Annotated in this window: 13 protein-coding genes; 4 read left to right on the top strand and 9 right to left on the bottom strand. The window is 62.5% G+C overall.

The window, feature by feature from the left end:
* Nucleotide 1 precedes the first annotated feature (1 nt).
* Nucleotides 2-838, bottom strand: a complete 837-nt coding sequence (locus tag PYR71_RS25275; protein ID WP_064685982.1) for a carbohydrate ABC transporter permease — start codon at nucleotides 836-838, stop codon at nucleotides 2-4.
* A complete protein-coding gene (locus tag PYR71_RS25270) occupies nucleotides 835-1815 on the bottom strand; it encodes a carbohydrate ABC transporter permease (protein ID WP_275621321.1) in 981 nt (326 codons plus the stop codon). The genes PYR71_RS25275 and PYR71_RS25270 overlap by 4 nt, the downstream gene beginning before the upstream one ends.
* A 220-nt stretch (nucleotides 1816-2035) precedes the next feature.
* Between PYR71_RS25270 and PYR71_RS25265 the strand changes: the two genes are divergently transcribed.
* Both PYR71_RS25265 and PYR71_RS25260 read left to right on the top strand, forming a co-directional pair.
* Nucleotides 2036-3829 carry a heparinase II/III domain-containing protein gene (locus PYR71_RS25265; protein ID WP_275621320.1) on the top strand — a complete coding sequence of 598 codons (1794 nt, stop codon included), beginning with the start codon at nucleotides 2036-2038 and terminating at the stop codon, nucleotides 3827-3829.
* A gap of 67 nt (nucleotides 3830-3896) precedes the next feature.
* Complete coding sequence (locus PYR71_RS25260) at nucleotides 3897-4745, top strand: carbohydrate-binding protein (protein ID WP_275621319.1); 849 nt, start codon at nucleotides 3897-3899, stop codon at nucleotides 4743-4745.
* On the opposite strand, the gene PYR71_RS25255 is transcribed toward PYR71_RS25260, so the two are convergent.
* Both PYR71_RS25255 and PYR71_RS25250 read right to left on the bottom strand, forming a co-directional pair.
* Entirely contained in the window at nucleotides 4740-5750 is a 1011-nt protein-coding gene (locus PYR71_RS25255) for a GlxA family transcriptional regulator (protein ID WP_183934752.1), read from the bottom strand. The two genes, PYR71_RS25260 and PYR71_RS25255, sit on opposite strands and share 6 nt — an antisense overlap.
* Nucleotides 5747-6313: an isochorismatase family protein gene (locus PYR71_RS25250; protein ID WP_275621318.1), complete on the bottom strand. Its 567-nt coding sequence runs from the start codon at nucleotides 6311-6313 to the stop codon at nucleotides 5747-5749. The genes PYR71_RS25255 and PYR71_RS25250 overlap by 4 nt, the downstream gene beginning before the upstream one ends.
* A gap of 205 nt (nucleotides 6314-6518) precedes the next feature.
* Here PYR71_RS25250 and PYR71_RS25245 point away from each other — a divergent pair, with 205 nt between their 5' ends.
* Nucleotides 6519-7187 (top strand): response regulator, encoded by a 669-nt coding sequence (locus PYR71_RS25245; protein ID WP_183934750.1) that lies wholly within the window; start codon nucleotides 6519-6521, stop codon nucleotides 7185-7187.
* Nucleotides 7177-8577, top strand: a complete 1401-nt coding sequence (locus tag PYR71_RS25240) for a sensor histidine kinase (protein ID WP_275621317.1) — start codon at nucleotides 7177-7179, stop codon at nucleotides 8575-8577. Before PYR71_RS25245 ends, PYR71_RS25240 begins: the two co-directional genes overlap by 11 nt.
* Before the next feature lie 255 nt (nucleotides 8578-8832).
* Here the strand turns inward: PYR71_RS25240 and PYR71_RS25235 are convergent, their stop codons facing one another.
* The 5 genes from PYR71_RS25235 to PYR71_RS25215 all read right to left on the bottom strand — a co-directional run bounded on the left by PYR71_RS25235 (nucleotide 8833) and on the right by PYR71_RS25215 (nucleotide 13782).
* The gene (locus PYR71_RS25235) at nucleotides 8833-9714 is read right to left on the bottom strand and encodes an ABC transporter permease (RefSeq protein WP_183934748.1); all 882 of its coding nucleotides are present in this window, start codon (nucleotides 9712-9714) and stop codon (nucleotides 8833-8835) included.
* Nucleotides 9715-9725: 11 nt separating this feature from the next.
* Complete coding sequence (locus tag PYR71_RS25230) at nucleotides 9726-10544, bottom strand: ABC transporter ATP-binding protein (protein ID WP_183934747.1); 819 nt, start codon at nucleotides 10542-10544, stop codon at nucleotides 9726-9728.
* 94 nt (nucleotides 10545-10638) lie between these two features.
* Nucleotides 10639-11652 (bottom strand): ABC transporter substrate-binding protein, encoded by a 1014-nt coding sequence (locus PYR71_RS25225; protein ID WP_183934746.1) that lies wholly within the window; start codon nucleotides 11650-11652, stop codon nucleotides 10639-10641.
* A gap of 275 nt (nucleotides 11653-11927) precedes the next feature.
* Nucleotides 11928-12656, bottom strand: a complete 729-nt coding sequence (locus PYR71_RS25220) for a FadR/GntR family transcriptional regulator (RefSeq protein ID WP_275621380.1) — start codon at nucleotides 12654-12656, stop codon at nucleotides 11928-11930.
* 118 nt (nucleotides 12657-12774) lie between these two features.
* Nucleotides 12775-13782, bottom strand: coding sequence for a LacI family DNA-binding transcriptional regulator (locus PYR71_RS25215; protein ID WP_275621316.1), 1008 nt, complete (start codon nucleotides 13780-13782; stop codon nucleotides 12775-12777).
* Nucleotides 13783-13985 lie beyond the last annotated feature (203 nt).

Genomic DNA, 13985 nt, shown 5'->3' with positions numbered 1-13985 from the left:
TTTAACCCTTCAGTCCCGTCGAGGCGATGCCCTCGACAAAGAAGCGCTGCAGAGCGAGGAAGACGATGAGAACGGGCACGAGGGCGACGACGGAGGCCGCCATGATCAGCCCGTATTCGGCCGAATATTGCGAGATGAACATGCGCAGGCCGATTTGGACGGTCTTCAGCTCGGTCTTGGTGAGATAGATCATCGGCCCGAGGAAATCGTTCCAGGTGCTGACGAAGGTGAAGATCGTCAGCGTCGAGAGCGCCGGCTTCGACAGCGGCAGCATGATGCGCGCCCAGATCTGGTACTCGTTCATGCCGTCGATGCGGGCCGCCTCGCAAAGTTCGGTCGGGATCGACATGTAGAACTGCCGCATCAGGAAAACGCCGAAGGCGGTGAAGGCCTGCAGGCAGATCAGCGCCAGATGCGTGTTGTTGAGGCCGAATTCGCGCATCAGCAAGAATTGCGGCACCATATAGACCTGCCAGGGCATGGCGATGGTGGCGATATAGCCGAGGAACAACGTGTTCTTATAAGGGAAGTTCAGCTTGGCGAACGCGTAGGCGGCAAAGCTCGATGTCAGAAGCTGCAGCAGCGTGACGATGATCGTCAGCTTCGAGGTGTTGTAGATGAAGAGCGCAAGCGGGATCTTCGTCCAGATGTCGACGTAGTTCTGCCATTGCGGCTGCGACGGTATCCATTCGATCGGGAAGGCGAAAACGTCGCGGCTGAGCTTCAGCGATGCCGAGAGCATCCAGGCGAAGGGCATCAGCATCACCACCGTCACCGTGATGACGATGACATAGAGGAGGACTGTTTTGACGGTGATCTTACGTCCGGCGATCCTCATGCCTCGTCCTCCCTCTGGCGGCGGAACTGGAAGACCGTGACCGCGAGCACGAGGAAGAACAGCACCAGCGAAATCATGCTGGAATAGCCGAGATCCCAGGAAATGAACGCCTCGTTATAGATGTGGTAGACGAGGACGAGCGTCGAAGTGCCAGGGCCGCCTTGGGTGATCATGAAGATCTGGTCGAACACCTTGAAGGACTGGATCGTCAGCATGACGGTGACGAAGAAAGTGGTCGGCCCGAGCTGCGGCACGGTGACATGGATGAATTTCTGCCAGGAATTCGCGCCATCGAGATCGGCGGCCTCGTAGAGTTCGGAATTGATGCCCTGCAGGCCGGCCAGGTAGATGACCATGTAATAGCCCATGTTCTTCCAGATGCCGAAGAGGATCACCGTCACCATCGCCCAGTGGCGGTCGGCCGCCCATCCCGGCATATTCTTCGGGTCGAGGCCGAGCGTGTAGAGGATCATGTTCACCGGTCCCATCTCGGGATTGAAGATCATGTTCCAGACCACGGCAACCGCGACCAGAGAGGCGACATAGGGGAAGAACATCGCCGTGCGGAAGAAATTGCGCCCCGCGATCTTCTGGTTGAGGAGGACGGCGAGGCCGAGCGCGCAGAGCAGCGTCGCCGGCACCGAGGCGACCGTATAGATGATCGTGTTCCAGAAGGCCGCGATGAAGGCCTTGTCGTCGAACAGCCGCCAGAAATTATCCAGCCCGGCGAATGTGATCGCATTCGAGCCGTCCCAGTGCATGAAGGCGAGCGCGAAGGCGAAGAGGATGGGGCCGAGGGTGAAGACGGCAAAACCGAGGAAATTCGGCGCGATGAAGGAATAGGCGACGAGCGCGCTGCGGATCTTGCGCTGGCGCTTGGATAGGGCCGCGACCTTCCGGCGTGGCGTTGCCGGGGCGTCATCCCTAGCGATGACCGAATTCGATATGGACACCGATGCTTCCTCCTGGTCGGGCATTCCGCTGGCGGCTTCTGAGTTTCCCTAATCTAAATCCAGAGCCGTTCGGGCGGATGGGTGCCGCCTGTTCTTCCTCCTGCCAAGGACATAGCACATCTCCGGTATTGGTCAAACAAGTTCTGAATAGATCATACAAATTTTATAGCAAGCACCGAAAACATATGATAGGTGGGAGTGAAGGCCAGACGCCCGTCAATGCTTTTCCAGTGCGGGGAGGGACATGTTCAGCGAGATTTCAGGCGCGTTGCCGGACATCCTCGGCGATTTCACGCCGGGAGCCGTCTACTCTGATCGCGAGAGATGGAAAGCGGTGCCGCAGGCCGTGCGGGACGTGGTCGTCCGCGACGCCGAGGTCGCGCTCCCGCGCGCATGGCCTTTGATCACCGCCTCGGATTACCGGGAATACACGGCCACCGGCAATCGTTCGCGCTTCGAGGAGCTTTATTTCACGCGGCGGCGGATGCTCAACGATCTGGTGCTGGCTGAACTCGTCGAGGGGAGCGGGCGATTCCTGCCCCGAATCGTCGACGGCATCTTCCTGATCGCGGAGGAAAGTGGCTGGCAGCTTCCGGCGCATAATGCCTATGGGCGTGGCGACACGCGTCTGCCGCTGCCCGATAATTCGCAGCCGGTCGTCGATCTCTTCGCCGCCGAAACGTCAGCCCTTCTGGCAACGATCGTCGCATTGTTCCGCGGTCCGCTCGACGGCATCAGCCCGGAGATTGCCGCGCGTGTGAAGCGCGAGATCGAGGCCCGCATCCTGACGCCCTATCTCGACCGGCATTTCTGGTGGATGGGCAGCGGCGACGAGCGGATGAACAACTGGACCGCCTGGATAACCCAGAACATCCTGTTGACCACCTTCTCGCTGAAGACTGATCAGCCGACGCGCCGCGCCGTTATCGAAAAGGCGCTCGGCAGCCTCGATGCTTTCCTCAAGGACTATGCCGAGGACGGCGCCTGCGAGGAAGGCGTGGTCTATTACCGCCACGCCGCTCTCTGCCTGCACGGCGCGCTGACCGTGCTCGATAGCGTCGCGCCTGGGCTGTTCGACGGAGTCTGGCGGCAGCCGAAGATCCGCAACATGGCCGAATATATCGCCCACATGCATGTGGCCGGCCGCCATTATTTCAACTTCGCGGATTCCTCCGCCGTGGTCGAACCCTGCAGCGCGCGGGAATATTTGTTCGGCAAGGCGGTCGGCTCCGAAATGCTCGCGGCCTTCGCCGCAGCCGACCGGGCGGCGGCCGAGAGCCCGCATCTGCCGGGGGAATGGAACCTCTGGAATCGCGTGCAGGAGCTGCTGACCGGGCCGGCAATTCCGGAGGTCGAGCCGAATCCCGTGTCCGCGCAGGATATTTTCTATTCCGGCATCGGCCTGTTCGTCGCCCGTGACGGGCAGTTTTCGCTTGCGGTCAAGGGCGGCAACAATGGCGAGGGCCACAATCACAACGATGTCGGCAGTGTGACGCTCTACAAGAACGGTCGCCCTTTCCTGATCGACGTCGGCGTCGAGACCTATACCGCCAAGACCTTCTCGCCGCGGCGCTACGAGATCTGGACGATGCAGTCGGCCTATCACAACCTGCCGACATTCGAAGGCGTCATGCAGTCCGCCGGCGAAGCCTTCGGCGCAAGGGATGTCGAGGTCGAATTCGGCGAGACGCGCGCGCGCATATCCCTCGAAATTTCAGGCGCCTATCCCCGGGAGGCGCAACTGCGCAGCTATCGGCGCACGGTATCCCTGCTGCGGGGGCGCCATCTCGAGATCGTCGATACCCATGACGGCGACCGGCCGGCGGTGCTGTCGCTGATGACGTGCTTCGCGCCTGTTATCACCGGGAACAGGATCGATCTCGCCGATCTCGGCAGCATTTCTGTCGACGGCGCCGGCGAAATCGAAATCGACGAGATCGAGGTGAATGACGCCAGGCTGAGATCGGCCTGGCCCGAGAAGCTCTACCGGCTGCGCCTGCCGCTCGCCGGCAAGCGCCTGAAATTGCAGATAAATTGAAAAGTTAGAGCATGATGTTGTCGGAAACCGCTTACACTTTCGGCATCATGCTCTGAGGAGGTCGAACATGGAATTGACGCTGAAGATCGTGGATGCCGATGGGTTCGTGCTGGGAAGCGCCACCGGGCGGGACGAGACCTTTCTCGTCTATCGCCAGAGCTATCGCGAAGGCGACTGCGTCGTCGTCGAGGCTTCCGAGCCCGGCCATGTCTTCCTCGCGCTCGATAGCGCAATTCATCCCGCTTTGGTCTATATCAGGGAAAGCGCCTATTCGCTCGCCGTGCCCTTCGGCGACAAGCGCAAATCCTACTCGCCGAACGCCTTCAAGGGCGATATCCACCGGCTTTCGGTGCGAAGCGCGCGGCCCGACGAGGGCGCCCAGCGGCGCAATCTCGCTTTGAACCCCTGGGACGATCACGCCAACCGGGCGCTCTTTCCGCATGCACGCGCCAATGTCGAAACCCGTGGCGAAGCGGTTTTTGCCGCACGCAACGCAATCGACGGCGAAAAGGCCAACGACAACCACGGCTTCTGGCCCTACACCAGCTGGGGCATCAATCGCGATCCCGAGGCTACACTGACGGTGGAGTTCGGCCGGCCGGTCCGGATCGACGAGGTCGTCTTCTACCTCAGGGCCGATTTCCCGCATGATTCATGGTGGGAGCAGGCGAGCGTCACTTTCTCGAACGGCAGGACCTCCGCTTTTCCGCTGGTGAAATCCGGCGCGGCGCAGCGTTTTCAGATAGAGCCCTGCACCGTCGAATGGGTGGAGCTGCACGGGCTTATCAAGGCCGAGGACAGTTCGCCCTTTCCGGCGCTGACGCAGATCGAAATCTGGGGGACGGAGGCGCTTGGCGCCGCAGCCGTCGCTGCCGAAGATCGGGCCGGGCCTGCCGCTCTTTCTCTTCCTCTATGAACCCAAAGCCGGCTTCGGCCGCGCCGCGCTCGGCGGGCTCTCATGCAGCCGGTTCCACGCCCGGCGCAGCTGCCGGGCCGAGCCGAAGCCTGAGCGCATCGCCACGGCCTCCATATCCAGCCGCGAGCCGGCGAGCATCTCGCGGGCGAGGGCCACGCGCATGCGGTTGACGAAATCAGTAACGCTCATGCCGGTCTGCTCGTTGAACAGCCGCGAGAGGTTCCGCGGGCTGGCGCCGCTGAGGTGCGCAAGCGAGGCGACCGACCAGTCGCGAGTGGGGTCGGCGGCAACCGCATCCTGGGCACGGTGAATGACCGGATGGATATGGTTGCGGCCTTCGAGCCAGGGCGAAAGCTGCGGGTCCGAGCCGCCGCGCCTGAGATAGACGACGAGATATCGCGCCACTGCAAGCGCGCAGGCATGCCCCGCCGCTTCGGCGACGATATGCAGCATGAGATCTATGCCGGCAGTGATGCCGGCGCTCGTCAGACGCTCGCCGTCCTCGACGTAGAGCCGGTTGTCCCGGATGCGCGCGGTGGGCGCGAGTCTGGCCAGGTCCTCCATGCAGCCGTGATGCGTGGTGCATTCTCGGCCGTCGAGCATCCCGGCCTCGGCGGCGAGCAGGGCGCCGGAGCAGATCGAGACCAATCGAATCCCCGGGCGGATGGCGCGCTTCAGCCACGCGACGATGGCGGCCTGCGCGGCGCGCTCCTGCTCGTCCCAGGGACGGTTGTTCTCCATCGGAGCGTCGGCGCTGCCGGCGATGACGACGAGCGCTCGATCTGGCAGGTGCTCCGGCAGGGCGGCGACACCGGTGACGGCAAGGCCGATCGAGCTGCCGACCGTTGCCGACGGGCCGATATAGGTGACGCTGAAGCGCACTGCCTGCTGTTCGAGATTCGCCTTGCGCAGCACTTCGATCGGGCCGGCGACGTCGAGCAGCAGCACGCGCGGCGGCACGACGACGAAGACGGAGATATCGAAGGGCTGCGCGGTGTCCGTCATGCGACGAGCGGCTCTCCGTGCCCCGCCAGCGCCTGTTCGACGGTGGCGATCCTGGCGAAACGACCCGACAGGACAAGTTCCGTTCGGCTGCGGATTTCCCCGGCGCTCCAGGTGCGTCCCGCCGCGTCGGTCATTGGGAAGGTCAGGGTCGCTTCGCCGACATAATCAACCTGATAGCCGAGATCCGAGGCGTGGCGGGTCGTGGTCTCGCAGCATTGTTCGGTGCGGATGCCCGAGACGATGATGCGACGCACGCCATTCTCGGTCAGCCAGACGTCGAGCCCCGAACCGACGAGGGCGCTGTGACGGCGCTTCTTGAAGACCACGTTCGGCGTGACCCTCAGCGGAGCGAGCGTTCTGACGAAGCCCGAGTTTTCCGAAAACGGACCGCTTCCATCGACATGGAAGATCTGAATGACGGGTACTCCTTTGGCCTGCGCGCCGTCGATCAGAGCCTGCTGGCGATCGATATAGGCGGATGCGAGGCTTTCATCCCAATAATCGCGTTGCCGGAAGGACTCCTGAGCGTCGATGACGAGAAGGATGGTATCATGGCCGGACATTTCTTGCTCCGTGGATGTTGATCATGAAGCCATATTCGGCGATCCAAGGACAGAGGAAAATGCACACGCCGGACAAATAGCGGACACTTCGCGCCATTCATGGTGGAGAGCGGTCCGATACTGCGAGCGGCAGGCGATATCGAATGTTGCCGGCCTTCCATGCGCGCGCTTCCGCGAGCCCCTCCGCACGTGCTAAGGGGATCGGATGCGACTGCTTGTGGTGGAGGACAACAAGGATCTGGCGGCCTGGCTGGGCAAAGCCCTGCGGCAGGCGCAATATGCCATAGACATCGCCCATGATGGCGAAGACGCGGAGCATCTGCTCAAGGTGGCGGAATATTCGGCGATGATCCTTGACCTTTCGCTGCCAAAGCTGGACGGGTTGACGCTTCTGAAGCGGTTGAGACAATCTGGCAACAAGCTTCCGATCATCATCCTGACGGCGAATGCAAGCCTGGACGGCCGCGTGGCGGGGCTCGACAGCGGCGCCGACGATTATCTCGCCAAACCCTTCGAAATCGCCGAACTCGAAGCCAGGATCCGCGCGGTGGTGCGCCGCGGGCAGGACCGGGCATCGTCCGAGATCACGGTCGGGAACCTGCGCTTTTCCGGCGGGACACGGCAGTTCTTCGTCGAAGGCGAGCCGCTGCAATTGACGCCGCGCGAATATGCCGTTCTCGAGCAGTTGGTCATGAAGCTGGGCAATACGGTCTCGAAGGCCGCCCTTTCCGAAAGCGTCTTCGGTTTCGACGACGAGGCGGATCCGAGCGCCATCGAAATATATGTCCACAGGCTTCGAAAGAAGCTCGAGGCCAGCTCCGTGCAGATCGCGACGTTGCGCGGCCTCGGCTATCTCCTCAGACATGTTCAATAGCGTCTACAGCAAGATCGGCGCCGCCTTCGGCCGGCTTAGCCAGAGCCTCAGGGTGCAATTGCTTTCGCTGGTGCTGCTGACGCTGTTCGGCGCGATCGGCTTCAATCTCTACGACAGCTTTTGGTCGGCCGATGCGACGGCGAAACTGGTGACGGATCGCACGCTCCTGGCCTCGGCCCGCGTCATTGCCGAGGCGGTGCGCGTCGACGAGGGCGGCAATGTCCAGCTCGATGTGCCGCCCGCAGCGCTCGAGATGTTCGATACTGGTTTCGGCGACCACGTCTTCTATCAAGTCATCACCGTGTGGGGCAATCTGGTGAGCGGCTTTCCCGACTTGCCGCTGCCGGCGGCCCAGCGCGTCGGCGAGGATCGCGCCTTCCATGGCGCCGATGTGCGCGTCCTGATGCTCGACCATCCCGTTGTCGGACTTCCCGATGACGGCACGATCTCCGTGACCGTCGCGGTGACGCATAACAGCCAATATGCGATGCGAAAGCAGCTGTGGCTTTCGGATTTTTCGAAGCAGTTCGTGCTCGTCTTCCTGGCGAGCCTGGTGACCATCCTCGGGCTGCAGCGCGGCCTGGCGCCGGCGTTGAGATTGCGGGACGCCGTGCGAGCGCGCGGCCGCAATCGTCTCGATCCGCTGCCGCCGGAGATGGTGCAGAGCGAGCTGCGCCCGCTCGTCCATGCGCTGAACGACCATATGGAGCGCGTCCAGAACCAGATGGCCGCGCAGCGGCGGTTCGTATCGAATGCGGCGCATCAGCTCAGAACACCGCTGGCACTGATTTCGACGCAAGCGAGCGTGGCCGCCCGCGAAGAGGATGCGGCTCGCCGGGACGAGGCGCTTGCGGCGCTCCGCGCCAGCACCCGGCAGATTTCCCGCCTCGCCGGCCAGCTCCTGACTTTGTCGCGCGCCGAGCCCGGGAGCCGGCGCCCGCGCAGCGATGTGACCGATCTCAGCAAGGCCGCCCGTGAGATATTGGAAGCGCATGCCGAAGAGGCGCTGAAACGCAACCTCGATGTCGGCCTGGAAGCGGACGGCCCCGTCATCGTCGGGGGCGACGGCACCATGCTGCGTGAAATGCTGGTCAACCTCATCGACAACGCCATCCGCTATAGCGGTGCGGACGGACGGGTGACTGTTTCGGTCACGCAGTCGGACGGAAGCGCAGTCATCACCGTCGAGGATAACGGGCCAGGCATTCCCGAGAGTGAGCGCGACCAGGTGTTTGAACGCTTCTACCGGATCATGGGGACCGAAAGCGAGGGGAGTGGCCTCGGGCTTGCAATCATCCGCGAGGTCGTCGAAGGCGCCGGAGGTTTGGTGTCGCTTGGCGATGCAGAAGGCGGCGGTCTGGTGGTGACCGTGCGGCTTCCGCTTGCTTAGATCGGAGGCTCATCGAATAGAAGAGAGCCGGGTAGCGCCCACCACCGGTTAATGACGCTCCTCGCTCTCTACCCCGCGTCATCCTCGGCCTTGTGCAGCCTCGTGCCGAGGATCTGCTGCCCTACCGAATGGAGGCAGATGCTCGGGGCAAGCTCGAGCACGACGAAGGGGAACCGACTTTGCCATCAAACGCACGAAGGCCGGGCTTTGCGCCCGGCCTTCCTTCGATCTGCCTTGGGAGGGAGGTCGATCTGGTTACTGCGTATCGAGCTGCTGCTGCGGCCTCCATTTCGCCAGGCGGTTCTCGATCAGCGTCATGATGTATTCGGCAACCAGCGTTACGACCATGACGAGGAGAATTGCCGCGAACATGCCGGCTGCATCGAATGTGCCCTTGGCGATCGAGATGAGCTGGCCGATGCCGAAACGGGCGCCGACGAATTCGCCGACGATCGCGCCGATGATCGCAAAGCCGAAGGAGACGTGCAGGCTCGCAAAGATCCAGCTCATCGCCGAGGGAATGACCACCGTGCGGGTCACCTGCCAGTCCGAGGCGCCGAGGATGCGGGCATTGGCGATCATGTTACGGTCGGCCTCGCGCACGCCCTGGAAGGCGTTGGCAAAGACGACGAAGAACACCATGATGAAGGCGAGCGCGACCTTGGACGGCAGGCCCAGACCCATGATCATGATGAAAATCGGAGCGAGGACGACGCGGGGGATCGAGTTGATCGCCTTGATGTATACGGAGAAGATATCCGACAGGAAGCGGTTGCGGCCGAGGCCGATGCCGACGAAGACGCCGGTGATCGAGCCGGCGAAGAAGCCGATCAGCGCCTCCTCCATCGTTACCCAGAGATTGTACCAGAGCGATCCCTCGGTGGTGCCCTCCGTCGCCCATTCGTAAAGGCGCTCGAGAACGCCGCTCGGGCTCGAATAGAAGAACGGGTCGATCCACTGCAAGTGGGAAGAAAGCTCCCACATGCCGATGACGAAGACCAGGATGGCGATCTGCCAGAAGCGCACCAGCGTGTTGCGCCGACGCATCGCCCTCAGTGCGGAGGCTTCGATCTCGGCGTCTGACGTGCCCGGGCGAAAGAGAGCGGCCGAACCGGCCTCGAGCGTGATGTGTGCCATGATATCCTCCCTCAGGCCGCTTCGCTTGCGCGGCGGTAGCTGGTCTCGACCTCTTCGCGCAGGTCTTCCCAGATCGTCTTGCAGTAATCGATGAAACTCTGCTCGTAGCGGATCTCCGACACCACGCGCGGCCGAGGCAGATCGATCGTATAGACCGACTTGACCGTGGCCGGACCGGCGGTCAGCACATAGACCTTGTCGGCAAGCGCTACTGCCTCTTCGAGATCGTGGGTCACGAACACCACCGAAGCCTTGCGCTCCGCCCAGAGCTTGAGAAGTTCCTCGTGCATGACCGTGCGGGTCTGCACGTCGAGCGCCGAGAAAGGCTCGTCCATCAGCAGGATCTCGGGTTCGTTGATGAAGGTCTGCGCCAGGGAGACGCGCTTGCGCATGCCGCCGGAGAGCTGATGGGGATAGTGGTGCAGGAATTTCGACAGGCCGACGCGGGCCAGCCAATCGCGGGCGCTCTTTTCCGCTTCGGCGCGTGACTTGCCGCGGAACAGCGGACCGGCCATGACGTTGTCGATGACGTTCTTCCAGGGAAAGAGCGCGTCGGTCTGGAACGCGAAGCCGACACGCGGATCGATGCCGGTGATCGGCCCGCCCATCAGGCGGACTTCGCCGGCGGAGGGGCGTGCGAGCCCTGTCACGAGATTGAGCGTCGTCGATTTGCCGCATCCGGTGGGGCCGACGACGGCGACGAACTCGCCGCGGCCGACCGTCATGTTGAAATCCCGCAGCGCAGTGAGCGACTTGCCGGTCGGCGAGACGAAGCGGCGGCTGACATTGATCAGCTCGATCGCCGGGACCTGTTTGTTGTCCTGTTGCATGGTGATACCTGAGGCGTGCTTGAGGGCGCGCACGCAATGCCCATGATCGAACGGAGGCCGCTCCCGCTTGGGAGCCGGGAGCGGCGCGGCTGACTTACTTGACGTTCTTGACGAATTCCGTCGTGTAGGTCTTGGAAAGGTCGATCTGCTTTCCCTTGACGTTCTTGGAGAACTCCGAGAGCACGGCAAGCACGGTCTTCGGGCCGTCTTCCGGCATGACGCCATCCGGCGTGAACATGCCCTTGCCCTCTTCGAGAGCCTTGATGTAGCCGTCCTTGTCGCCGACGTAGAAATCTTTCGGCATCTTGTCGGCGATTTCGGCGGCGGAATGGGTGTTGATGTATTTCAGCGTCTTGACGAAGGCGTTGGCGAGCTTCTGCGCCTCTTCCTTGTGTTCATCGACCCAGGACGTTTCCATGTAGAGCGAGGCGGCCGGATAGGTGCCGCCGAGCGCCTGACGGGTCGCTTCCACAGTGCGCATGTCGACGAGAACGCTCGCTTCGCCTGTCTTGATCATCCGGGAGATCGTCGGCTCCGTCGTCATGCCGGCCTGGATCTGATCCTGCTGCATGGCGGCGATGAAGGTGCCGCCGGCGCCGACGGGAATGGTGACGACATCGCCGGGCTTCAGGCCAGCCTTGGAGGCCATGTAAAGGGTCAGGAAATTGGTCGAGGAGCCGAGACCGGTGACGCCGAGACTCTTCCCCTTGAAGTCGGCCGGCGACTTGATCTCCGGATGCTTGCTCGACACCATCTCGACCTCGCCCGGCGCCTGGCTGAACTGGACGATGGATTCAACGAATTTGCCTTTGGCTTGCAGATCGACGCAATGGTCGTAGAAGCCGACAACACCCTGGACGGCGCCCGCCAGTAGCTGGTTTTCGGCATCGACGCCGGCCGCTTCGTTCAGAAGCTCGACATCGAGCCCCTCGTCCTTGAAGTAGCCGAGGGATTCGGCGAGCTTGGCGGGCAGATAGATTTGCTTCTCGTAGCCGCCGACCATGATGGTGATCTTGTCGGCCGCGTGGGCGGCGCTGGTGGTCAGCGATGCCGCGGCCAAGAGGGCGGAAAAAGCAACGGTGTGAAAAAGGCTGCGTGAAGAACGCATGGAAAACTCCTCCTAGTGGTTTACCCGCATCGTCGTCTCGCCACCTTTGACCCGTGTCTCCTCCACGATGCTGCCTTTTCCTATGACGCCGAAGCTTTCAACTAGCTTTCAGCCGCGGACGGGTAGACCGCACGTCCATGCCACATGCGGATAGGGCTGCGCAGCACCCTACAATAGACTCGGCGACGCAATCGGCCAGCAGATTCGCTTGCTGCGGCCGGATGAAGGCTTGGCCTCGCGATTCCCGAAGAGTTTGCGGCGCTTCCCGCCGCCCCTCAGCTCGTAAAGCTGCGCAGATCCCGCAGCAGATTGCGATATCGCGCCTGGCTGCCGACCAGATGCTCGCGCATGGCGTTGCGCGCCGCCTGTTCGTCCCTGTCGGAGATCGCGACGATGATCGCTTCATGTTCGCGATGGATCAGCTTGCGATAGGCGGTCTGCTCGGCAGTTCTGGTTTCCGGGACGAGCCTCGACTGCGGGATGATCGCCGAGCCCTGGGATTCAAGGAAGTGTTTGAACAGCGGATTGTTCGTCGCCTCGGCGATGGCGACATGGAGTTCCAGGTCCGCCTCGCGGATGGATTGATCGGCCTCGATGCAATGGAGGATTTTCCGGTGGCATTCGAAGATCGCCTCCTCCTGCGCCGGCGAACGGCGGAGCGCGGCAAGTCCTGCTGCCTCGATTTCGACGGGCGTGCGGATTTCGAGCACTTCGAGATCGGAAGCGACGCGGGCCTTGTCGACCTTCCGGCCCGCCAGCGCCGGGTCGGGGCTGATCACGAAAATTCCAGCACCCTGGCGCACCTCGACCAACCCGTCGGACCGCAGCGCGGCGACGGCCTCGCGCACCACGGTTCGGCTGACGCTGTGCGTTTCGGTCAGTTCATGCTCGCTCGGAAGCTTGTCGCCGGCGGCATACTGCCCGCTCAAAATGGCTTGCCGAAGGCTTTCGCCGACCCGTGAGACCAGCGACCCCGAGCCCCTGCCGCGCTCCTTCCCCTGCATAACCACGCCTTCACCCCTGCGTCGACCTTGATCCGGATGCCGGCGGCACTCCGAAATTTACGATTCATCACACATGTATGACGAATTCTCGGATCTTTCAATGGCGAGTGCCAAGTCCTCACAGCCGCCTGGTCGACTCCCCCCGCACGAATCTCGGCGTCAGGATGAAATCCTGCGGCGGCTCTGCCGCCGCCGCGGAGCTCGATATTCTTGCCAGCAGCCGCTGCGCCGCCAATTCGCCGAGCTTCTGGGCATCTTGCACCACCATGGTGATGCGCGGCGTGATGACGTTGCTCCAGGGCACGTCGTCGACCATCGCCAGCGATACGTCCTCGGGGCAGCGAAAGCCCATTTCCTGCATTACCTGCAGCGTCGCGAGCCCCATCATGTTGTTGGCGCCGATGATGGCGGTCGGCCGGTCGCGGCGGGTGAGCAGCCGCATCGCCTGCGCGTGGCCGCCCGGCCTCGTATAGCCGCCTTCGGTGACCAGCGAAGGATCGACATCGACGCCGGCCGCCGCCATCGTATCCATGAAGCCCTTCAGGCGCTCATCGGCGGTGTGCAGGCCGCTCGGGCCGGAGATGAAGGCGATACGCCGGTGGCCGAGCTGCAGCAGGTGCTCGGTCAGGATGGTGGTCGTCAGCGGATTGTCGGAACCGACGAAATCGCGCTCGGCACCTTCCACCTTCTGGTCGAACATCACGATCGGCGTCTTGAAGTCGCGCAGGAAGGCCGCGTACTCCGCGCCGTGGCCGTTTGTCGCCAGCGCGATGCCGGCAATCTTCTGCGCTTCCATCCGCTCCAACAGCGCCCGTTCGAGATCGGCCCTGCCGGAGGAGTCGGCGATCAGGACGAAATAGCCATGGTCGAGCGCCTGGTGCTCGATCTCGCGGCGGATATCGCCGAAGAACATATTGCTGAGATTGGCCGACACGAAACCGATGAGCGAGCTGCGCCCGCGCGCCAGCGTCTGGGCCACCGGATCGATGCGGTAGCCGGTCGATTTGATCGCCTGCTGGATGCGGTCGAGCGTCTCGGCGCCGACCCGTTTCGGGCTGTTGAGCGCAAGCGAGACGGTCGAGATCGAAACCCCCGCCAGGCGCGCGACATCTCGTATCGTCGTCATATTTATCGAACCGGTTCTAAAGCCCTTCTTTTGTCAGATTTCTTTCGTCTGCGCAACTTATCCTCGATAATTAGTCAGAATCTCCGGCAATACAATGAGTTCACGACTTCAGAATTTCAGCTTGACAGGCAAGTGATCAAGCAAGATGATCAGTCGCCGAACCGGTTCGATATGATGTCGAGCCGGAAAACAGGGAGGAGAAA

It is taken from the genome of Rhizobium mulingense, from assembly GCF_029194105.1.
Taxonomy (GTDB): Bacteria; Pseudomonadota; Alphaproteobacteria; order Rhizobiales; family Rhizobiaceae; genus Rhizobium; species Rhizobium mulingense.
This window is presented reverse-complemented; position numbering and strand designations above follow the sequence as displayed.